Source organism: Lysobacter enzymogenes, from assembly GCF_017168095.1.
In the GTDB taxonomy this organism is placed as follows: domain Bacteria; phylum Pseudomonadota; class Gammaproteobacteria; order Xanthomonadales; family Xanthomonadaceae; genus Lysobacter; species Lysobacter enzymogenes_D.
In genome coordinates, this window is record NZ_LXSD01000353.1 from 2,231 (window position 1) to 22,007 (window position 19,777).

At 68.5% G+C, this 19,777-nt stretch carries 18 protein-coding genes and 1 tRNA gene; 7 read left to right on the forward strand and 12 right to left on the reverse strand.

What is annotated here, in order from left to right; translation table 11 throughout:
- Positions 1-200 precede the first annotated feature (200 nt).
- Positions 201-2,039, reverse strand: coding sequence for an ABCB family ABC transporter ATP-binding protein/permease (locus A7A76_RS13485; RefSeq protein ID WP_206411665.1), 1,839 nt, complete (start codon positions 2,037-2,039; stop codon positions 201-203).
- Positions 2,040-2,245: 206 nt separating this feature from the next.
- On the opposite strand from A7A76_RS13485, the gene A7A76_RS13490 reads away from it, so the two are divergent.
- Positions 2,246-3,103, forward strand: a complete 858-nt coding sequence (locus tag A7A76_RS13490) for a penicillin-binding transpeptidase domain-containing protein (protein ID WP_206411666.1) — start codon at positions 2,246-2,248, stop codon at positions 3,101-3,103.
- Positions 3,104-3,249: 146 nt separating this feature from the next.
- On the opposite strand, the gene rtcR is transcribed toward A7A76_RS13490, so the two are convergent.
- Positions 3,250-4,839, reverse strand: coding sequence for an RNA repair transcriptional activator RtcR (rtcR, locus tag A7A76_RS13495; RefSeq protein WP_206411667.1), 1,590 nt, complete (start codon positions 4,837-4,839; stop codon positions 3,250-3,252).
- A gap of 179 nt (positions 4,840-5,018) precedes the next feature.
- Between rtcR and A7A76_RS13500 the strand changes: the two genes are divergently transcribed.
- The 4 genes from A7A76_RS13500 to rtcA all read left to right on the forward strand — a co-directional run bounded on the left by A7A76_RS13500 (position 5,019) and on the right by rtcA (position 9,681).
- Complete coding sequence (locus A7A76_RS13500; protein WP_206411668.1) at positions 5,019-6,569, forward strand: vWA domain-containing protein; 1,551 nt, start codon at positions 5,019-5,021, stop codon at positions 6,567-6,569.
- Positions 6,570-6,778: 209 nt separating this feature from the next.
- Positions 6,779-6,845: transfer RNA gene (locus tag A7A76_RS13505), tRNA-Ile, on the forward strand.
- Positions 6,846-7,298: 453 nt separating this feature from the next.
- Positions 7,299-8,528 (forward strand): RtcB family protein, encoded by a 1,230-nt coding sequence (locus A7A76_RS13510; protein WP_206411669.1) that lies wholly within the window; start codon positions 7,299-7,301, stop codon positions 8,526-8,528.
- Positions 8,529-8,646: 118 nt separating this feature from the next.
- Positions 8,647-9,681 (forward strand): RNA 3'-terminal phosphate cyclase, encoded by a 1,035-nt coding sequence (gene rtcA / locus A7A76_RS13515; RefSeq protein ID WP_241200934.1) that lies wholly within the window; start codon positions 8,647-8,649, stop codon positions 9,679-9,681.
- 78 nt (positions 9,682-9,759) lie between these two features.
- Here the strand turns inward: rtcA and A7A76_RS13520 are convergent, their stop codons facing one another.
- The 4 genes from A7A76_RS13520 to A7A76_RS13535 form a co-directional block, all read right to left on the reverse strand.
- Positions 9,760-11,790 carry a DUF11 domain-containing protein gene (locus A7A76_RS13520; protein WP_206411670.1) on the reverse strand — a complete coding sequence of 677 codons (2,031 nt, stop codon included), beginning with the start codon at positions 11,788-11,790 and terminating at the stop codon, positions 9,760-9,762.
- A gap of 535 nt (positions 11,791-12,325) precedes the next feature.
- The gene (locus tag A7A76_RS13525; RefSeq protein ID WP_206411671.1) at positions 12,326-12,646 is read right to left on the reverse strand and encodes a pyocin activator PrtN family protein; all 321 of its coding nucleotides are present in this window, start codon (positions 12,644-12,646) and stop codon (positions 12,326-12,328) included.
- Positions 12,643-12,939 (reverse strand): hypothetical protein, encoded by a 297-nt coding sequence (locus A7A76_RS13530; protein WP_206411672.1) that lies wholly within the window; start codon positions 12,937-12,939, stop codon positions 12,643-12,645. The genes A7A76_RS13525 and A7A76_RS13530 overlap by 4 nt, the downstream gene beginning before the upstream one ends.
- Positions 12,940-13,695: 756 nt before the next feature.
- A complete protein-coding gene (locus A7A76_RS13535) occupies positions 13,696-14,433 on the reverse strand; it encodes a hypothetical protein (RefSeq protein WP_206411673.1) in 738 nt (245 codons plus the stop codon).
- Here A7A76_RS13535 and A7A76_RS13540 point away from each other — a divergent pair.
- Positions 14,432-15,028 (forward strand): hypothetical protein, encoded by a 597-nt coding sequence (locus A7A76_RS13540; protein WP_206411674.1) that lies wholly within the window; start codon positions 14,432-14,434, stop codon positions 15,026-15,028. The two genes, A7A76_RS13535 and A7A76_RS13540, sit on opposite strands and share 2 nt — an antisense overlap.
- Positions 15,029-15,063: 35 nt before the next feature.
- Here the strand turns inward: A7A76_RS13540 and A7A76_RS13545 are convergent, their stop codons facing one another.
- Genes A7A76_RS13545 through A7A76_RS13565 form a run of 5 tightly spaced genes read right to left on the reverse strand, consistent with a single transcriptional unit; the run spans position 15,064 to position 18,314 of the window.
- Positions 15,064-16,767, reverse strand: a complete 1,704-nt coding sequence (locus A7A76_RS13545) for a DNA cytosine methyltransferase (RefSeq protein WP_241200935.1) — start codon at positions 16,765-16,767, stop codon at positions 15,064-15,066.
- On the reverse strand, positions 16,760-17,500 hold the full coding sequence (locus A7A76_RS13550) for a hypothetical protein (RefSeq protein ID WP_206411675.1): 741 nt from the start codon (positions 17,498-17,500) through the stop codon (positions 16,760-16,762). The genes A7A76_RS13545 and A7A76_RS13550 overlap by 8 nt, the downstream gene beginning before the upstream one ends.
- A complete protein-coding gene (locus A7A76_RS13555) occupies positions 17,493-17,723 on the reverse strand; it encodes a hypothetical protein (protein WP_206411676.1) in 231 nt (76 codons plus the stop codon). Before A7A76_RS13555 ends, A7A76_RS13550 begins: the two co-directional genes overlap by 8 nt.
- A complete protein-coding gene (locus tag A7A76_RS13560) occupies positions 17,716-18,144 on the reverse strand; it encodes a hypothetical protein (protein WP_206411677.1) in 429 nt (142 codons plus the stop codon). The genes A7A76_RS13555 and A7A76_RS13560 overlap by 8 nt, the downstream gene beginning before the upstream one ends.
- Entirely contained in the window at positions 18,141-18,314 is a 174-nt protein-coding gene (locus tag A7A76_RS13565; protein ID WP_206411678.1) for a hypothetical protein, read from the reverse strand. The genes A7A76_RS13560 and A7A76_RS13565 overlap by 4 nt, the downstream gene beginning before the upstream one ends.
- Before the next feature lie 109 nt (positions 18,315-18,423).
- Between A7A76_RS13565 and A7A76_RS13570 the strand changes: the two genes are divergently transcribed.
- Positions 18,424-19,074, forward strand: coding sequence for a hypothetical protein (locus tag A7A76_RS13570; RefSeq protein ID WP_206411679.1), 651 nt, complete (start codon positions 18,424-18,426; stop codon positions 19,072-19,074).
- On the opposite strand, the gene A7A76_RS13575 is transcribed toward A7A76_RS13570, so the two are convergent.
- On the reverse strand, positions 19,071-19,460 hold the full coding sequence (locus tag A7A76_RS13575; protein WP_206411680.1) for a zinc-finger-containing protein: 390 nt from the start codon (positions 19,458-19,460) through the stop codon (positions 19,071-19,073). The two genes, A7A76_RS13570 and A7A76_RS13575, sit on opposite strands and share 4 nt — an antisense overlap.
- Positions 19,461-19,777 lie beyond the last annotated feature (317 nt).

Consider the following 19,777-nt stretch of genomic DNA (forward strand, 5'->3'; position numbering starts at 1 on the left):
CAGGGGGTTTGCGGGGATTGCGGGGCGAGCGTGGGTTCAGGCTGCGCGGCGAGCGACGGCGAACGCCCATGGGCTACCTGTAGGAGCGGCGCGAGCCGCGACTGCGGGGTTTCAAGCTTGCGCCGCCAGCCGCGGATTCGCGGTCGCGACTCGCGTCGCTCCTACAGGGGGCGGTCGGGGCTGGCGGGGCGAGGGTGGAGTCAGGCGGGCGTTTCGTCGCCTTGGCGCAGTTGCAGGTCCCACATCTGCGCGTATACGCCGTCCAGCGCCAGCAATTGCGCGTGCGTGCCGCGTTCGAGGATGCGGCCGGCGTCCATCACCAGGATCTGGTCGGCGTCCATCACCGTCGACAGGCGGTGCGCGATCACCAGGGTGGTGCGACCCACCGCCAGGCGGTCGAGTTCGGCCTGGATCGCGCGCTCGGACTTGGAGTCCAGGGCCGAGGTGGCTTCGTCGAAGATCAGGATCGACGGGTTCTTGAGCAGGGCGCGGGCGATCGCCACGCGCTGCTTCTCGCCGCCCGAGAGCTTCAGGCCGCGCTCGCCGACCGGGGTGTCGTAGCCGTCGGGCAGGCCGATGATGAACTCGTGGATGTGCGCCGCGCGCGCCGCCGCCTCGACTTCGGCCTCGCCGGCTTCGGGCCGGCCGTAGCGGATGTTGTAGCCGATGGTGTCGTTGAACAGCACCGTGTCCTGCGGAACGATGCCGATGGCGCCGCGCAGCGACGATTGCGACAGCGCGCGCAGGTCGGTGCCGTCGATCTCGATCGCGCCGGATTCGACGTCGTAGAAGCGGTACAGCAGCCGCGCCAGCGTCGATTTGCCCGAACCCGAGTGGCCGACCACGGCGACGGTGGCGCCGGCGGGGATCTCGAAATCCACGCCGCGCAGGATCTCGCGGCGCGGGTCGTAGCCGAAGCGCACCTCGCGGAAACGCACCGCCGGCCGCGCCGAGGCCAGCGCCGCCGCGCCGGCGCCGTCGCGCACGTCCTGGCGTTCGTCGAGCAGGCCGAACAAGCGCTCCATGTTGGTCAGCGCCTGCTTCACTTCGCGGTACATCATGCCGAGCATGAACAACGGCGCCGACAGCTGCAGCAGATACGCGTTGACCAGGACCAGGTCGCCGACGGTCATGCGGCCTTCGACCACGCCCTGCGCGGCCAGCCACATCATCGCGGTCACGCCCAGCGCCACCACCAGGCTCTGGCCGAGATTGAGCACGGCGAGCGTCTTGATCGACATCACCTGGGCGTTTTCCAGGTGGCGAAGGTTCTCGTCGTAGCGCAGCGCTTCGTGTTCTTCGTTGTTGAAGTACTTGACCGTCTCGTAGTTGAGCAGCGAATCCACCGCGCGCTCGTTGGCGCGGGTGTCGGCCTCGACCGCGGCGCGGTAGTAGCGCGTGCGCCACTCGGTCACCGCCACCGTCCACAGGCCGTAGAGCAGCAAGGTGCCGATCGCGACCGCGGCGAAGCGCCAGTCGTAGATCCACACCAGCACCGCGGTCACCAGGGTCACCTCGATCAGCACCGGCACGATGGTGTAGAGGGTCCAGTCGAGCAGGTCGGAAATCGCGCTGCCGCCGCGTTCGACGTCGCGCGCGACGCCGCCGGTGCGGCGGGCCAGATGGAAGCGCAGGCTCAGCCCGTGCAGATGGCGGAACACCTGCAGCGTGACCTGGCGCGAGGTGCGCGCCATGACCCGCGCGAATACCACCTGGCGCAGTTCGGTGAACAGCGTCACCCCGATCCGCGAGGCGCCATAGGCCAGCAGCAGCCCGACCGGCAGCAGCAAAGGGGTGACTGGCACGTTGAGCCGGTCGATGAGCTGCTTGAGCGCCATCGGCACGTACAGGTTTAGCAGCTTGGCCGCCAGCACCATCAGCAGGGCCAGGGCGATGCGGCCGAGGTAGGGGCGCAGGTAAGGCAGCAGCGAGGCGATCACCGACCAGTCGCCGCGGCGGCCTTCGGCGCGGGCCAGCGGCGCGGCGCCGTCGCGGGCGTCGCCGTCGGCGGGAGGATCGGTCGGCGGCGTGGCGGTCATGCGGTCCTGGCGGGGCGGAGGCGGAACGCGAGCATAGGACCTCCAGCGCGCTTGGGGTCAAGCGGCGGTTCGCGGCGGACGGCGAGCGCTGCGCGGCCGCGCTCGAAAACGTCGTGGCCGGCGTGGCATGCTGGGCGTCCCGCGCGGCCCCGGCGCCCTCGGCGGCGCGCCGGCGCCGGTCGCGCTCACGCAAGGAGTCCGCAGGCATGAATGCCTCCAACGAACGCGCCGTTCCGGTCCGCGCGCACCGTTCCGCCAATATCCTCGTCCGCGCCGCGCTGGCCGCGCTGTGCGTCGCCGCGTTCGCGCCGCCGCTGGCGGCGCAGGGCCTGGTGCGGCCGTTGCCGCCCGGGGTCTCGCCGCAACCGCCGCCGCCGCCGATCCAGGTGTGCTTTCTGCTGGCCGACACCGACGGCATCGAGCTGCGCCGGCAGCCGGCCAACGGCTGCGACCGGCGGGTGTCGCCGGGCGCGACCTACGAGATCGCCGCGGCGCTGGCCGGGCTCGACGCCTCGGTGGTGCGCAACAGCGGCCGCGTGTCCGGCGGCGAGCGACTCGATCAGGCCCTGGCCTATTCCTCGTCCGGCTACTTCCGCGATCTCGACCGCGAGATGGGCTCGGCGCGCATGGGCGAATACCTGAGCCGCTTCAACTACGGCAACGCCGACACCCGCAGCGGCGGCGAGTACTGGAACGGCGGCTCGCTGCAGATTTCGCCGAACGAGCAGATGCGCTTCCTGCAGCGCCTGTTCGACAACCAGTTGCCGGTCTCGCGCCAGGCCGTGGCCGGCGTGCGCGAGAGCCTGCAGCCGCAGGGCTTCATCGTCGCCTCGCGCGGCCGGGTGATCGCGCGCTCCGGCTCGATGAGCGGCGGCGAGCCGCCGATGGTCAAGACCGGCGAGGTCGACACCGGCGCCGAGTCGGTGCGCTGGCAGGTCGGCACGCTGACCCGCGGCTCGCGCACCTTCATCTATGTCAGCTGCGTCACCGGCCCGCTCGGACTGGCGCAGAACGCCGCGGCGATCGTGGCCGACCACGAGTTGCGCAACGCCGGGGTGCAGTGACCGGCTTGCGTTGAGGCGACGGCCGGCGCCTCGGCCGCCGTGCGTTGATGCGGGCGCGTTCGGGGGATGCCGGTGCGTGCGGGCATTTCAATCGGCTGGCGCGGACGCGCTCGGACGTAGGTCGCGCGAACGCGCTAAGACGTAACCTATCCGCTCGCGCGAACGCGCTCCCAGGCCAACCCGAACCGCGCCAGGTACTTGCGCAGCCGGTCGGCATCGTTGCTGCTGGCCTTGCTCGCGCGCGACACCGCGAACAGCTCGCGGCCGGCCTGCGACAGCGTCTTGCTGCGCCGGCATACCGTCAGCACGTCTTCCAGCTGCACGCGGTCGAAGCGGTCGAGTTCGCCGGCCTGCGCGCCGAGCAGTTCGTCCAGCAGCGACGCCGGGCGCGCGCCGTGCCACTGCGCGCGCAGCCGGCCGATCTCCTCCTCGACCAGATCGGCGCGGATGCGCCCGCCCTCGGCCAATGTCGCCAGCCGCATCACCGAGGCGCCCAGATCGCGGAAATTGCCGCTCCAACGCGCCTCGCCGCTGAGGGCGAAGTCGAGGTAACGCGCGCGCGCCTCGCGATTGAAGGTCACCCGTTGGTGGTTCTCGCGCGAGTGCCGCTCCAGTTCGAACTCCAGGTTCGGCTCGATGTCCTCGGCGCGCTCGGCTAGGCCGGGCAGGCGATAGGTCCACAGATTCAGGCGCGCCAGCAGATCGTCGCGAAAACGCCCTTCCAGCACGCTGATCTGCAGGTCGCGGTTGGTGCCGGCGATGAGCTGGAAATCGCTCTCCACCTCCTTGTCGCCGCCGACCGGCAGGAAGCGCTTTTCCTCCAACGCGCGCAGCAGCATCGCCTGTTCGTCCAGGCCCAGCTCGCCGATCTCGTCCAGGAACAGCAGGCCCTGGTGGGCCGAACGCAGCAGCCCGGCGCGGTCGGTCGCCGCGCCGGTGTAGGCGCCCTTGATATGGCCGAACAAGGTGCTCATCGCGCCGTCGCCGCGCAGGGTCGCGCAGTTGACCTCGACGAAGCGGCCGGGCAACTGGTGCTTCTGCTTCTTCAGATCGAACACGCGCCGCGCCAGCTGGCTCTTGCCGGCGCCGGTCGGGCCCATCAGCAGCATCGGCGATTTCGAGCGCGTGGCCACGGTCTCGATCTGCTCGATCATGCGGTTGAACGCCGGGTTGCGCGTGGCGATGCCGCTCTTGAGCAGGTCGCGGTCGTGCAGGCGCTGCTCGGCGAAGCGTTGCGCGATGCGGTCGTAGCGCGACAGGTCGAGGTCGATGACCGCGAAGCTGCCTGGCGAGCGTCCGTCCTGCTTGCGCGGCGGCGCGGTCTGCAGCAGCCGGCCGGGGAACAGCCGGCTTTCGGCCAGCAGGAACCAGCAGATCTGCGAGACGTGGGTGCCGGTGGTGATGTGGACGTAGTAGTCCTCCTCGTCCGGGCGGAACTCGTAGCCGCGGACGAAGTCGTCGAGCACGCCGTAGACCGTCTCGAAGTCCCAGGGGTCGCTGAGGTAGAGGTCGTGGCGACGGATGTCGCTTTCCGGCGAGACCTGGGCGAGGTCGGCGGCGACCTGGCTGGCGAGGCGGTCGAAGCGGCGCTCGTCGGCGAGCAGTTCCAGGCGGTCGAGCAGGAAGTCCTCGTGCATGCCCAGCGACACGGTCGGGCGCCACTTCTCCCAACGGCCGGCGCCGGAGGCGGCGTCGAGCTGGGTACCGAGCATGCCGATGACCACCTGGCGCTTCATGGATTATCCGATCAGATAAATATCGATATCTGAGTATATAAATGGAAAGGAGCGATTGGCGAGGATCGACGGCTAAAAAATAGAAAATTCCTTAATTTTCAGTCGGTTGATGTCGCGAAGAAAAAGTTGGCACGACCATTGCTCTAGTCCAGGCGAGTCCAGAACAAAGGAATGCCCCGATGGCCAACACTTCGCTCTTCGCCTCACTGCGCGGCCGCCTCGCCGCGAAGGCGAGCGCCCGCAACGAGGCCGGCGGCCTGGCGTATGCGCGCCGCCCCGAGTCGGCGCTGGCGCTGTACGCGGCCACCGGTTGCTTGAACGGTACCTACTACGCCAGCGCCGACGAGCAGCTCGACTTCGTGCTCCAGCTCGGCGCCGCGGCCGACCCCGGCTTCGTCGCCAAGACCGCGGTCTACGCCCGCGAGCGCGGCCACATGAAGGACATGCCGGCGCTGCTGCTGGCCAGCCTGAGCCTGCGCGACGGCGAGTCGATGCAGCGCGCGTTCCCGCGCGTGGTCGACAACGGCCGCATGCTGCGCAACTTCGTGCAGATCCTGCGCAGCGGCCGGGTCGGGCGCAAGTCGCTGGGCTCGCGGCCCAAGCGGCTGGTGCGGCAGTGGATCGAGAACGCTTCGGTCGAGCAACTGCTGGCCGCGGCGATCGGCAACGATCCCTCGCTGGCGGACGTGATCAAGATGGTCCGGCCGAAGCCGGCCGACGCGCAGCGCGCCGCGCTGTACGCCTGGCTGATCGGCAAGCCGTGCGAGGAAAGCGCGTTGCCGGCGCTGGTGCGCGAGTACGAGGCGTTCAAGCGCGATCGCCGCGGCCCGCTGCCGAAGCTGCCGTTCCAGTACTTCGCTTCGCTGCCGCTGGAGGCGGCGCAATGGGGCGAGCTGGCGCGCAACGTGTCCTGGCAGACGCTGCGCATGAACCTCAACACCTTCCAGCGTCATGGGGTGTTCGAGGATCCGGGCCGGGTCGCCGAGGTCGCGGCGCGTTTGCGCGACGAGCGCGCCATCGCCAAGGCGCGCGCGTTCCCGTACCAGTTGATGAGCGCGTACAACGCCGGCGACGGATTGCCGGCGCCGATCCTGGAGGCCTTGCAGGACGCGATGGAGATCGCGACCCGGCAGGTGCCGGCGCTGGACGGCGAGGTGGTGGTGGCGGTGGACGTGTCGGGTTCGATGAGCGCGCCGGTCACCGGCTATCGCAAGGGCGCGACCAGCAAGGTGCGCTGCGTGGATGTGGCGGCGTTGATCGCCGCGTGCATCCAGCGCAAGCACCCGGGCGCGCGCGTGCTGCCGTTCGACACCTCGGTGCGTTCGCTGCGCCTGAACCCGCGCGACAGCGTCATGACCCAGGCCGCGCAGCTGGCCGCCTTGTGCGGCGGCGGCACCTCGGTCAGCGCGCCGTTCGCGGCCTTGAACCGCGAACGGGCCAAGGTCGACCTGGTGGTGTTGGTGTCGGACAACGAGAGTTGGCGCGACACCCGCCAGGGCGGCGCGACCGCGACCATGCGCGAGTGGGCGCAGATCAAGGCGCGCAACCCGAACGCGCGGCTGGTCTGCATCGACCTGCAGCCGGTGGCGACCGCGCAGACGGTGGAGTCGGCCGACGTGCTGCACGTCGGCGGCTTCAGCGACGCGGTGTTCGAGCTGATCGCGGTGTTCGCGGCGCAGGGCGGCGACAGCGCGCGCTGGGCCGAGCGGATCGGTTCGATCGCGCTGTGAGTCCTGGCGATTGAATCAGCAACAGGCGGCGACAAGGAACGTCGCCGCCGCGGCGCAGGGACGCGCCGCGACGCGGATGCACGGAGCGCATCCGCGCGGCGGGCCAGGACGGCCCGCCGGCCGCACGCGCCAGGGAGGTGCGAGGCGGCGCAGGGAAGACGCCGGCGGGCAATGGTGCCCGCCGGCCCAGGTTGGACGGCCGATGCATCGCGAATGCTGGCGGAACTACACCACTGATAATGGTCCAGGTCGCGGGTTCGAATCCCGCCCGCCGCGAGGCGGTAGCTCAGTTGGAGAGAGCGGGAAACGTTCCGTCGCCACTGGTCTCGATGCTTCGGTTTTTGATTGTTTCGAATGTTCTACGCGGTCGTCCGGCGAATGCCGGTGGAACTACATCCAAGCCTGAAGTCGCAGGTTCGACTCCTGCCCGTCGCGGACTGTATCGACGGTAGCTCAGTGGGAGAGCACAGGAAAACCGTTCCACCTCACCTAGTCGCAGGACGGCCGCACCTTTTTGACGCCTCGCGCGGCGAATGCGCGGCGGACTACATAGACTTCATACGTTTAGAGGTGTCCGCCACACCCTTGTTTCCGCGCGGAGCGTCTTTTATTTACGCCGCATCCGCGGCCCGGCGCACGCGCCGGCCGCGAGCTCCAGTTTTACCAATTCGACTTCCACCGGCTCGATCGAGCCACGGGCACGAAGCCCGATCCGCAGGAGCAACACCGATGAACGCCAACGCCAACTACGACGTCATCCACGACCACGGCTCGGTGCCGATCAAGCACTGGACCCGCGGCGTGCCGCTGGAAGACGAAGCGCGCCGCCAGCTGCAGAACATCGCCAAGCTGCCGTTCGTGCACCGCTGGATCGCGGTGATGCCCGACGTGCACCTGGGCAAGGGCGCGACCGTGGGCTCGGTGGTGCCGACCCTGGGCGCGATCGTGCCGGCCGCGGTCGGCGTGGACATCGGCTGCGGCATGATCGCGGTGCGCACCACGCTGACGGCGAGCGACCTGCCGGACCAGCTCGGCCCGTTGCGCGCGGCGATCGAGAAGGCCGTGCCGCACGGCCGCACCGTCGGCCGCGGCGTGCGCGACAAGGGCGCCTGGGCCAACCCGCCGGCGGCGTCGCTGCAGGCGTGGGAGCGCTTGCACGACGGCTTCGACCGCATCGTCGCCAAGCATCCCAAGCTCGAGCGCAGCAATCACTTGAGCCACCTGGGCACCTTGGGCACCGGCAACCACTTCGTCGAAGTCTGCCTGGACGAGGCGCAGCGCGTGTGGTTCATGCTGCACTCGGGTTCGCGCGGCGTCGGCAACGCCATCGGCAGTCACTTCATCGAGCTGGCCAAGCAGGACATGCGCCGCTGGATGATCAACCTGCCGGATCAGGATCTCGCCTACCTGCCGGAAGGCAGCGAGCACTACGCCGACTACGTGTTCGCGGTGGAGTGGGCGCAGCAGTTCGCGCGCAACAACCGCGAGATCATGATGCGGCACGTCGTGGACGCGGCGCGCAAGGTCATCGCCAAGCCGTTCGAAGCGCAGGCCGAGGCGGTCAACTGCCATCACAACTACGTCAACCGCGAGCATCACTTCGGCAAGGACGTGCTGGTGACGCGCAAGGGCGCGGTGAGCGCGCGCAAGGGCGAGCTAGGCATCATCCCGGGCAGCATGGGCGCCAAGAGCTTCATCGTGCGCGGCCTGGGCAACGCCGACAGCTTCCACAGCTGCAGCCACGGCGCCGGCCGCGTGATGAGCCGCACCGAGGCGAAGAAGCGCATCAGCCTGGAAGAGCACGCCCGCGCCACCGCGCACGTGGAATGCCGCAAGGACGCCGAGGTGGTCGACGAGTCGCCGGCCGCGTACAAGCCGATCGACGCGGTCATGGCCGCGCAGAGCGACTTGGTCGAGATCGTGCACACCCTGCGCCAGGTCGTGTGCGTGAAGGGCTGAGCGCGGCGCGATGACGATGACCAAAACCAAAACCAAAACGAAAATCATGGGCGGCCAGGCGCCGCCCCACTGACAGGAAAAGCGAAGGACGGCCGAGACCGTCCAAGCGAGCGCAATCATGGACAAGAAAATGGAATTGATCGAAATCAGCGGCGCGAGCGGCGGCGGCCAGCTGCTGCGCACGGCGCTGGCGCTGAGCCTGTGCACCGGCACCGCGTTCGAGATGCAGCACATCCGCGTCAAGCGCAAGCGCCCGGGCCTGATGCGCCAGCACCTCACCGCGGTCGGCGCGGCCGCGCAGGTCGGCCGCGCCTACGTCGACGGCGCCCAGCTCGGCGCGACCACGCTGCGCTTCGTGCCGGGCCAGGTGCAGCCGGGCCGCTACCGTTTCTCCATCGGCACCGCCGGCTCGGCGACGCTGGTGTTGCAGACCGTGCTGCCGGCGCTGTGGTCGTGCGATGCGGCTTCGGAAATCAGCGTCGAAGGCGGCACCCACAATCCGCTCGCGCCGAGCGCGGACTTCCTCGCCGACTGCTATTTGCCGGCGCTGCGCCGTTTCGGCGTGGAGACCTCGTTCGCGCTGCACCGCCACGGTTTCTTTCCGGCCGGCGGCGGCAGCGTGCAGCTGCGCATCGGCGCGGGCGCGGGCTTGCGCGAGGCGAGGTTCGACCAGCGCGATCCTGCGCCGCGACTGGAGGCGACCGCGCTGCTGGCGTCGCTGGCCGATTCGATCGGCCAGCGCGAACTGCAAGCGCTGGCCGAGCAGTTGAAGCTGCGTCCCGACGCCTTGCACCTGCGCCGCGCGCCGACCGCGCAAAGCCCGGCCAATGTGCTGATGCTGCGGGTCGGCGGCGAGGGCCAGCACACCGAGCTGTTCGACGCGCTCGGCGAGCGCGGCGTCGGCGCCGAGCAGGTCGCGGCCGGCCTGGCGCGGCGCGTGTCCGAATACCTGAGTTCGGATGCGGCGGTCGGCGAGCACCTGTCGGACCAGTTGCTGTTGCCGATGGCGCTGGCCGGCGGCGGCGAGTTCACCACCGCCTTCGTCAGCGATCATCTGTCCAGCAATGCGCGCCTGATCGAGAAGTTCCTGCCGGTCGAGATCGACTGGACGCAGCAGGGCAAGCGTTGCTGGCGGGTGACGGTGCGGTCCTAAGCGACCTTCGGGATTCGCACAAACCCCAAGCCGCGCGGTCGAGCCGCGCGGCTTTTCGTTTCGCGCAAGACCGCTGCCTCAGTAATTGGCCGGATTCGAACTGAAGCTCACCGGCACGGTCACGCTGACGCAGCCGCCGACCGGCAGCACCACGTTGGCGACGCTGACCGCGTTGCCGCCGGCCGCGCCGCCGCTGGCCGGGCAGGTGCCCGGGGTGGCGCCGCTGCCGACGCAGCTCCACGGGCCGCTCAGGGTCACGCCGGCCGGCAGGGTGTCGGCGATGGTGGCGCCATTGGCCGGGTCCGGGCCGTTCTGGTTGCAGGCGGTGAGCACATAGCTGGCGGTGCCGCCGGGCGTGTAGGTGCCGCTGCTGTCGGTCTTGGTGATGCGCAGGCTCACCGACGGCCTGACCACCGGGGTGCTGGTCGGGGTCGAATCGGGGCAGGGCGTGGCCAGGGTGCAGTTGGGATCGCCGCCGCCGGCCACCTGCGCGGTGTTGATCAGCGGGCCGGTCGCGGCGAAGGCGACGTTGACGACGAAGGCGAAACTCGAGCTGCCGGCCGCGGCGATGGCCGTCGTGCTCTGGCAGGTGAGAGTGTTGGACGCCGCGGTGCAGGCCCAGTTGGCTGCGTTGGCGCCGCTCAGCGCGACCGCGCCGTCGGGCACGCTGAGCCCGGCCGGCAGCGCGTCGGTGACGGTGAGCTGACCGACCGTGGCGATGTTGCCGGCGTTGCCGACCGTGATGGTGTAGGTGCCGGTGCTGCCGGCGGTGAAGCTGGCCGGGGTCGCGGTCTTGTCCACCGACAGGTTCACGCAGTCCACCGCGAAGTTCGCGCTGGAGCTGTTGTTGGTGGGATTGATGTCGCCGAAGCGGTCGGTGGTGGAGAACGCGACGGTCGCGGTGTTGGTCACCGTGGCGTTGCAGGCCGCGTTGTTGGCGACCGTGCCGGTCACGGTGAAGGTCAGGGTGCCGCCGGGCAGCATCGAATAGCCGCCGGCGATGGCGAGGTTGCCGGTGCCGGTGGCCGAGGGGCAGGTCGAACCGGCGCTGGCGGCGCAGGTCCAGCTCACGCCGGTGACCTGGGCCGGGAAGGTGTCGGCGATGTCGGCCGCGTCGGTGCCGGGGATGGTCGGCGCCTGGTTGCCGGCCACGACCGGATTGATGTCGTTGTTGCTGACCACCAGGGTGTAGGTGACCGGCTGGCCGCGGCGGATGCGCGCGGCCGACACGGTCTTGACGATGCCCACGTCGGCCGGCACCGAGGCCAGCACGTTGCGGACTTCGTGGATGTTGTTGAGCCCGCCGGTGGAGGCGGCGTAGCCCATGCGCAGGTTGGCCGGCGCGGTGTAGTTGAAGTTGATGTTGTTGAACAGCGTGGTCTGGGTGCCGCCGGTCGGGCCCTGCGAGACGGTCACGGTGTAGCCGGGCTGGGGCGTGTTCGGGATCAGCGCGACCATTAGATGATTGCTGGCCGGACGGGTGGTGGCGCCGGGCGAGTCGATGCCGCCGCCGCCGACCGAGGCGCCGGCCAGCCAGCGGTTGCTGTCGCTGGTCGGGCCGCGCAGGACCAGCCGGTCGGCCTGGCTGCCGGGGCTGCCGCTGCCGTTCGGGCAGCCGCCGCTGACGCCGGGCAACTGGCCGGAAAAGTTGCCGAACTCGTCCAGGCCGATGCCGAGGTAGGCGCCGTTGCCGTAGCAATAGCCCAGCGAGCCGCCGGGCTGGGCGCCGGCCATGGTGCCGGTGGCGTCGTAGAGGAAGAAGGCGGTGCCGTCGGCGCCGTTGCCGCCCCAGTTGACGTAGTCGAACTCGACCGTGACGCCCTGCGAGGACGGGAACGAGCCGCCGGTGTACAGGGCCAGGCCCTGCTGATTGTTCTGCGCCGTGGTCAAGCGCAGCCAGCCGCTGCCGTTGGCGTCGTTGACGTTGTTGGGAATGGCGCCGTAGCCGCCGGTGAGGATGCCGCTGTCGTCGGTGCCGGCGTTGTTGGTGCCGGTGATGGTCCAGCCCGGTTCGGTGTTGCTGCGGAAGGTCGAGGAGACCTTGAACTGGGCCTGCGCGGCCGGCGCGCACAGCAACGCCAGCGCGGCCAGCGGGACAGCGAAGCGCAAGGCAGCGTGGCGCGAACGGCGTTCGAGTCTGTGCATAGCGTAGCGGCGGTAGGCCGACGTCCCCCTTGGGCGCGTCCAGGCGCAGCTTGAAGCTGTGCTCAGCGACATGAAAGACACGTAAAAACGGCGTCCGCAGCGCTTCCAGCATGCCGATTAGCAGAGACAGTCGCAGTTTTACGCGGATTCAATGCGCATCTATTGCATGCGGCCGGGGCGTGTTGCGCCGATCGAGGCGGCTTGCGATCGCCACGGCGGCGCAGCGGCCGGGGGGGCGCATCGCGGATCGGCCCCGGCTGGCGGGCCGCAGCGGCGACCCGCGAACCCGGCGGCGCGGCGCCCGGGCCGTCCAGCCGCCGCCACCCGAGGCCTTACAATGGCCGCAATGAACGCCGTTTCCCCGCCCGCCGCCGTCTCCCCCGCCATCGCCGCGTCGCAGGTGCGCCTGTCGGTGGCGCCGATGATGGATCGGATCGATGTTTGGAAATACTCGCCTTAGATCAATCGCATAGCGCGGTTTCTGTTTGCCGTGTAGCACTCACGCAGCACCCTGCACCCTGGACCAGTCGTCTCGCGCGCGGCGCGCGCGCTCGTCGATCAGATTGGCCAGTTCCTGCGCCGAGACCAGCCAGGGCGATTTCTGAGACCCCAATCGGAACGCCGGCACGGGCAGCTGCTGGCGCCGCGCAGCGTTCTTCGCTTCTTCGGGGCTCATGCCGAAGTGGTGCGCGCACCGTTCAACCGGGATGTGTCCGGTGCCGAACTCGGCGAGTAGCAGGAATAGCGTTCGCGACTCATGCTCGACCACAACCTGACTGCCGCCGTCTGCCGCGCGACGAGCCCGAAGGGATCTGCTCATGCTGCTTGCTCCTGCTGCTGCAGTCGGGCCGTATCCGTAAGCCCAAGGTGGTGAAGGTCGACCGCGTCGGCCGCGGTCAGGAGCCGCGCGCGCATCGCGCGCAGGCCGGCCGCGATCTCGGCGCGGCTGTAGGTGGCGGGGAACGTGCGCTGTTCCAGCAGCACGCGGCCGGGGATGCAACGGCGGAACAGGCGCCAGGTCGCGGCGTCGCCGGCGGCCGGCTGGACGCGGCCCCATGCGAAGCGCCGGCCCTTCGCCGGCTCGCGGCGCTCGGTCAGGTGGCGGGCCTTCATGCCGCGGCCTCGTTGGCGGTGGCGTGCGGAGGGAGCGGGCACCAGTCTGGCGGCTGCGGGAGCTTGCCGTTTTCGGGCTGGCGGAAGTGGTTCGGGAGCTGCTTGAAGCCCATCGCCTTGCACTCGAGGTGCCCGTAATGCACCTCGCCGTGCGGGCAGTTGGCGCAAGCGACGATTGGGATGCATCGGATCACGGCGTCACCTGACCGAGATCAGGGTTTCGATGCTCTTTTCCGTGGCAGCCGTAGCACAGCCAACGAACTTGAAGTGGCTTGCTATAGTCGTCGTGGTGCCCCGTGAGTCTCTTTCGGTGTCCGCAGGACTCACATAGGTCCGGCTTCGTCAAATCGCCGCGTTTTACTGCGTTGTTAACAGCAGATCTGGCTGCGACTTTTACAGGGTCTATGCTCCTTTTCCGCGCGCTTGCTGCCCGCTCGCGTGACCGATACTTCTCGGGATCTGCGAGTCGAGCGCGGCGCATGTACTCCGCATTGCTTTGGCGTGCACTGTCGCGATCTCGGGTCCTTATCGAACCTTCCTGGTGACAGGATCTGCACTGCGAGGAGATTCCTGACGCAGTTTTGCCGTCCACATAGAACTCGCTTTCCGGCCGGTATATGGCGCAGCGACCGCACTTCCAATAGTTAACCCCCTCCAACACCACCGGACGCTTGCGGCGCTTGCCATTCGTGGCGAGCGTTTTGGAGCGCTTGGCCACCATCTCGGTCGGCATCTTCTTACCTTTGGGCCAAGGCATTAGATCCTCCTGAAGGAAACTACCCAGACGAATGCATTCTGTTCCCAGCTGCCGGCGCCGTTGAGCGATTCCCACAGGCGTGCGAAGGCGGAGCGGGCATCGCCGTGCACCGCGCCGTCGTCGTGACGCCAGCCGCTGTGGCCGATGCCGCGGCCGTCGTGGAAATGGGCGCCTTCCGCTCTCGCGTCGGCCTCGCTGATCGCCTGCAGCCGCTCGATGCGCACGCCGGTGACCTCCAGCGAAATGCGGGAGGCCCAGCGCGGCATAAAGCGGCCGTGCCTATAGCGTCCCGGCTTCGCGGACCCGGGCGTGGATCCGAACTCGTACCAGTCTTTCGTGCTGTTGCGCGTGCCGCACGCCTCGTACTGCACCGGGCACCACGGCGAGTTATAGCCAGCGGCCAGGCACGCGTCGGCGATGCCATTCGGAGACAGGTTGTCGAGTTGATGTGGCGCGCGCCATGCCTCGCGCACCCACAGCCGGTCGCCGGCCCGACCGTAGGGGCAGAGGTCGAGCAACTCGCCCAGCGCCGCCGGCGCGCCGTCGTCGTAGTATTGGTAGCCCCAGGACATCGGGTCGTCGTTGCGGCCGGAATAGCGGTCGTCGCCCTCGGCCGAGCGCAGGTCGACCAGCGGATGGCCCTTCGGCGGTTTCACTTGGCGCCGGGTCTGGGTCTTGCTGCCGTCGAGCAGCGCGCGCACCATCGGTGCACTGAACAGGATAGGGAGATCACGCATGGAAATGACCCTTGGGGAAACGGGCCTTGACTGGGGGAGCATCGCCGAATGGATAGCGATTGCTGTGAACCTGATTCTTGGCGCGAGTGTGTTCGTGCTGGGCCACCGCACGCATCAGTTGACTGAACAAGCGACCGCTCGAGATTCCAAGGCGCAGTCCGATCAAGACACGCAGCAACTGAGAGAAGGGCGTTTGCTGCTTGTGCTTTTCAGGCCCGAAGTTGGCCTTTTCAGAATGCGGCTGGAAGAGGCAGCCAAATTTGTAACACCGGGAGAGGCCTTGGACGAATTTTCCAAGGCCGTTGATCCAGCATTTATTGGGATAGTGAATGGGCTTGCGTTGACCTCGATCTTCAGCAAACAGCATCGACTTCATATCCTGCCAGACGCCCAGGCTGTCGCGCTTGTCGGGATTGCTGGCAACATTCTGCCCCTTCGCGAGATGATGAATATTGTTGTCGCGCAGGAGGGAGATGTGCGTAAAAAGGCAGGCGCGAAATTCCACGAAGAACTCGTGAGCATGATTCGACGAGCGAAGAACGTCGAAGAATTTTGCGAGGCCGCCAAGCATTCGTTCAAAGCGGAGAAGCGATAGCCTTTGATCAGTTGAATGGCTTTTTTCGCAGGCCTTCATGCCAAGTCCTCCAGCAGCGCGCGCACTAAAGCTTTAGCCAGTCGACAGGGGACCGCATTCCCGATCTGCTTGGTGATCTCTGTGGAATTTCCGGCGAAGTCGTAGATCTCGCCTTCGTCGTCGAAGGACATGGCGCGCGCCAGCTCGCGCCAGATCAACATGCGGTAGTTGATATCGATCCGGACGTCGCCGCGATCGCACTCGACGCTGACGACGGCGGGCTCGGCGAGGCCGGTGTTTTGCTTGCTGACCACGGTCCCAATCGGCGCCGTCTCCGCGCCGCGGATCCAGCCCGCCGAGCCGGTTTGATCGGTCTGGATCATCACCGCCTCGGCCAGGCCGAACCGGCCCTTCGTCGTGATCGCTGGCAGCGCCTTCGACGCCGGCGAGGCGGTAAGGCCGCTCCCGCCGCCGTAGTAGGGCGCCACCAGGGGCTCGGCGAGGTAGCCGGCGCCGCGGCCGGTCGCCGTCGGCGCCGGTTCGCTGGCCGGCGTCGCGGTGCGGCCGCGCTCGCCGTTGCAGCGGTTGACGATGATCGGCTCGATCAGTTGCGGGCGGGCGTTGCCCGGCCGGCGCGTGCTGCTGCCGCCGCCGGTGGTGATCGCCATCGTTGGCCGGTCGGTGGGCCGCGCCGCGGCCTCGCCGTGGACGCCCATCAGAAGCGGGGTGAAGAAGTGCGGCCGCGCGCCGTTGCCGCCGCCGACGATGGTCGGCACCGGCTCGGTGGTCGGCCTGGCGGCGGCGCCGCTGGCCGTCGCCATGACCAGGCCGCCGGGGCGCGCGCCGGGGCGCGGCACCAGCGACGCCGCCGGGACCACCAGCACGGGCTCCCTGCCGTCGATCAGGGCTTGCAGCGCGTCGAGGTAGGGCTGCGGCCACCCGTAGCGGTCGGCTCCTGCCAGGATGCGCCGCAGCGTCTTCTCGGCCAGGGGCTTGCGCCGGGTGAAGATGCTGGAGCCGCGCAGGTTCCAATCGATGATCTCGGCCGCGGCGCGCCAGCGGTTCCGGCTGCCGAGCAGATCGGCGACGCCGTGCTCGGCGTGGGTAGGCTCCGGCCAGCGCAGGCGGCGGCCGTCGCTGGTGGCGATCAGGATGAAGCGGCGCCGGGTCGTGGGGTCGCCGTAGTCCGCCGCGCACAAAGTCCGGTATTCGATCCGGCGGAAGCCGATAGCCTTCAACGCCGCCAGCCACGCCCGGAAATACTCACCCTTGCGCGACGGGATCGGCCGGCCGGTGACCAAGCTGCACGGCCCCCAGTCCACGAACTCCGGCACGTTCTCGATCAGCAGGCGCTTCACCCGCAGCTCGGTGCACCAGCGAACGACGTGCCAGGGGTCCATGCGCTGCTGATCGTTGACCGGCCGGCCGCCGCGCGCGCGGCTGTGGAAGACGCACGACGGCGCCGCCATCAGCAGATCCAGGGCGCCGCCCGGCACCTTCTCCAGCGGCCGCACCGTCTCCAGATCCGCGCAGTGGATTTGTTCGGCGTGCGCGGGGTGGTTGCGCTTGTTGGTCTCGATGGCGACCGGCCAGTGATTGACGCCCACCAGGTCCAGGGAGTGCCCGAGGCTGGTGATCGCGCGACTCGCGCCGGTGCTGAAGCCGCCGGCGCCGCAGAAGAGATCGGCGACGCGGATTCGGCGCGCGCCGACCGCGATGGGCGTCCCGGGCGGGATCAGGGAAAAGGAGCCGTCAGCCATCGGCGCGCGCTCCGGCGGCGTCCACGAAACACTCGCGCTCGATGCTCAGCCACCCGCGCGCAGCCCCTTCTTTGATGGCCGCGCGCAGCTTCGCGGCGGCTTGGAACGCGGCGTTCTCGCTGTCGCCTGGGTCAAGCTCATGCCGGATGCGAAAGCCACCGTCGCGCACGAAATGCACAGGCACGGGCACGGTGTGCTCGCTGTTGTGGTATCCCGGCTTCAACTCGGTGTAGACGCCCGCGCGTTGCAAGTCGGGCGTGTAGCCGGCATTGTCCGGCGCCCACCACAGCAAGGGGCCGCCGAGCCACTGGCGCTTGAAGCTGGCGAGGTAGTAACCCTTCGCCTGATCTCTTGCCGCTTCCTGGGGCTTGGGCGGGGTGGTGGGCGATGGACGGATCACGTTCTCCCCAGCATCCGTTAGCGTGTAGACGTAGCCGTAGCGTCCCGCGCGCGCCTTGCTCAAATAGCCAAAGGCGACCAGGCCGTCCAACTTTGGACGCGGCAGGTCGGTCTCGCCGCAGTCGGCAGTGGTCTCATCGAAGCGCTCAAGGGCTTTCACGACGTCGCCAGCTTCCACCACCGCCCTCTGCGCGCCCTCCGGCGCTGCAGTGTCGATCTCGCGGGCGCGCTGTAGCAGGCGCTCGGTGTTCGCCCAATGGGACGTAACGCCGTCCAAGTCGGTGTACTCGCGAAATGCCTGCGCAATCGCGCGATCCGAGGGGCGCTCAGTCATGGCGGCTGCTCCACATCTTGTGTTCGTCCCAGCCGCCATCTGCCTGCGCGGCATCGAAATCGCGGTCGGCCTGCCTATGCAGGTACGCCGCGTGCTGGCCGGTGCTCCGCTCCTGGTGGCTGGCCTTGCAGCTCTTGGAGCAGAAGCGCGCCCAGCCGCGGCGCACGTCGGCCGCGCGGGCGGTGAACGGCTTGCTGCAGTTCTCGCAGGTGCGCTCAGCCATTCCCGCCGCCCTCCCGGCCCAGGGCTGCGGCGAGGGCGTTGCGAGCCGTTTCGCGCCAGTTCCGACGCAGGTGATCGTCGTGTTTGCTCGGGAACATCACGGCCAAAGCCCGCTCCACCATCGCCTCATCGACCTCCACCGCCGGCGCAGCGGGCGCGGCGGCGAGCGTGGCCGTGACCCGCGCATCGATCGCCGCCACGATCCCCTCGGCGACTGCCTTGTGCTGCAGCAGGTAATCCATCGCCGGCACGAATTGGCCCAGTAGGTGCGGCGTGCCGTTGATTACGATAGCTTCGACCGGCCGCCGATCGAACGGGCTGATCGAGAGCACGGCGCAGCCCCAGTTCTTGCAGTCGGGGCCCTGGCTTTTGCTGCCGTCCGGCTCGATGAATCGGATGGCGTAGCGGTCGAGAGCGGTCATTCGAAGTCCTTCGGCGTGCCTCGCACGCGCAGGTAGAGGCGGCGCCACCAGGGCGCGCGCGGGTAGTAGGGGAGGGCGCACAGCAGCACTATGGCGACGCGCAGGCGCACGATCTCGTCGGCGGCCGCAACGAGCTGATCGCGCAGCACGTCCTTGCGCGGCTGGCGCATGCGGCGTGGCTCTCGCGGGAATAGGTCAGGCATAGCCCGTCCCTCCGAATGGTGGCCGGCCGCGCCTGCTGATATCGTCTATCGGACTAGGGAAGTTGCCGAGTTGCTCATGGAACGCAAAGCAGTGTTGACCGCTAGCGAAGCATTTTGGCTGGCCGGACTTTCGTGCGCCTCCGGCGTTGTCATTTACCTGATCGCTACCGAGGGATTTGGAGCGTTCGGCAAGGCAATCTGGAGTGAAGAAGCGTCGGGCTGGGCGGCCGCGATCGGAACAATCTTCGCGGCCGTCATTGCATTGAGACTTGGCCTTGCCGCAGAGCTTAGGATCGACGCCGACCAGGAGCGCAGAAGGCGTGCAGCGGCGAAGTTGTTCCTCCCGAACTTCGTTCAGGCCGTGGCGCTCGTTCAGCGTGTTCTTTACGGTTCGGCTCGCTGGGAAGCGGATTCCTCTTCTGTCGCTGGCATGAAGATGCGCGGCGATTTGCTGACACTGCCCAAGCTGATCCCGCCCGAGCTGGGTCAGATGGTGATTGAGCTTGATGAAGATTCGGCATCTTGGGTGAATCTGGCCGGTGGCGCTCAGGCCGTTCTGATTCGACAGCTCAATGACCTTACGTTGAGCATGGGTGAGGAGCTTCCAGATAAAGTGATTGCAGTAGCCAAGGGGTTCGAGCCGGCGCTGAAAAAAGCGGCGGAATTGATGCACACCACCGTTTATGGCGCAGGTTTGCCTTTCCCGTGGGATAGTCCAAAGACTTAGCCGACGCATGTCTGCCGCCTAGTCCGGCATGCAGCTACGACGCGGTCGCAGTCAGCCACATCGAACATCGCGATATGGCAGTCACGCTTGCGGATGCCCAGCGCGCCGGCCAGCCAGGCGTAGGCCTCGGAGCGCCTCATGCCGCCTTCTTCCCGCCACAATGGGTCGAACGCTGCGTGCGCGGCCTGCTTGGCGGCGCGCAGTTGAGCGTTGGCGAGGCGGCCGAGCGGGACGGCATCTGAGTGCTCATGGCACCCGACGTAGGCGTCGCACGGCGCGCAGTGCCAGATCTGCTTGTAGGCAAGATCCGGCCGGCGAGGGTAGATCTCCGCACCGGAGACGAGTTCGGCCGGCTGGCCGCAGTAGTCGCAGAAGACGATCCGCATGTGGGTTTCCAGAAGCGGCCAGCGGCATCGCGCGGCTGGCTCATCGTGTTGAGGGGGACGTAGCGGGCTCTGGCCGCATCGCGCGCGGCGGCGCGCGCGCAGTCTTTGCAGACGCCGAGCAGGCCGTCGCGGCTGCGGCCGGGCCGGCGGTCGGGGTAGTACTCCGACGCCGACTTCCACAGCTCGCAGCGCGCGCAGACCTTCACCAGCGGCACCGCTGGGTTACGAACGGGATGTCGTCGTCGGCGAAGTCATCGCCGAAGTCATTGGTGCGGCCGGCGGGCGGCGCCGATCGCGCCCCCTCGCGAGAGCGGGCC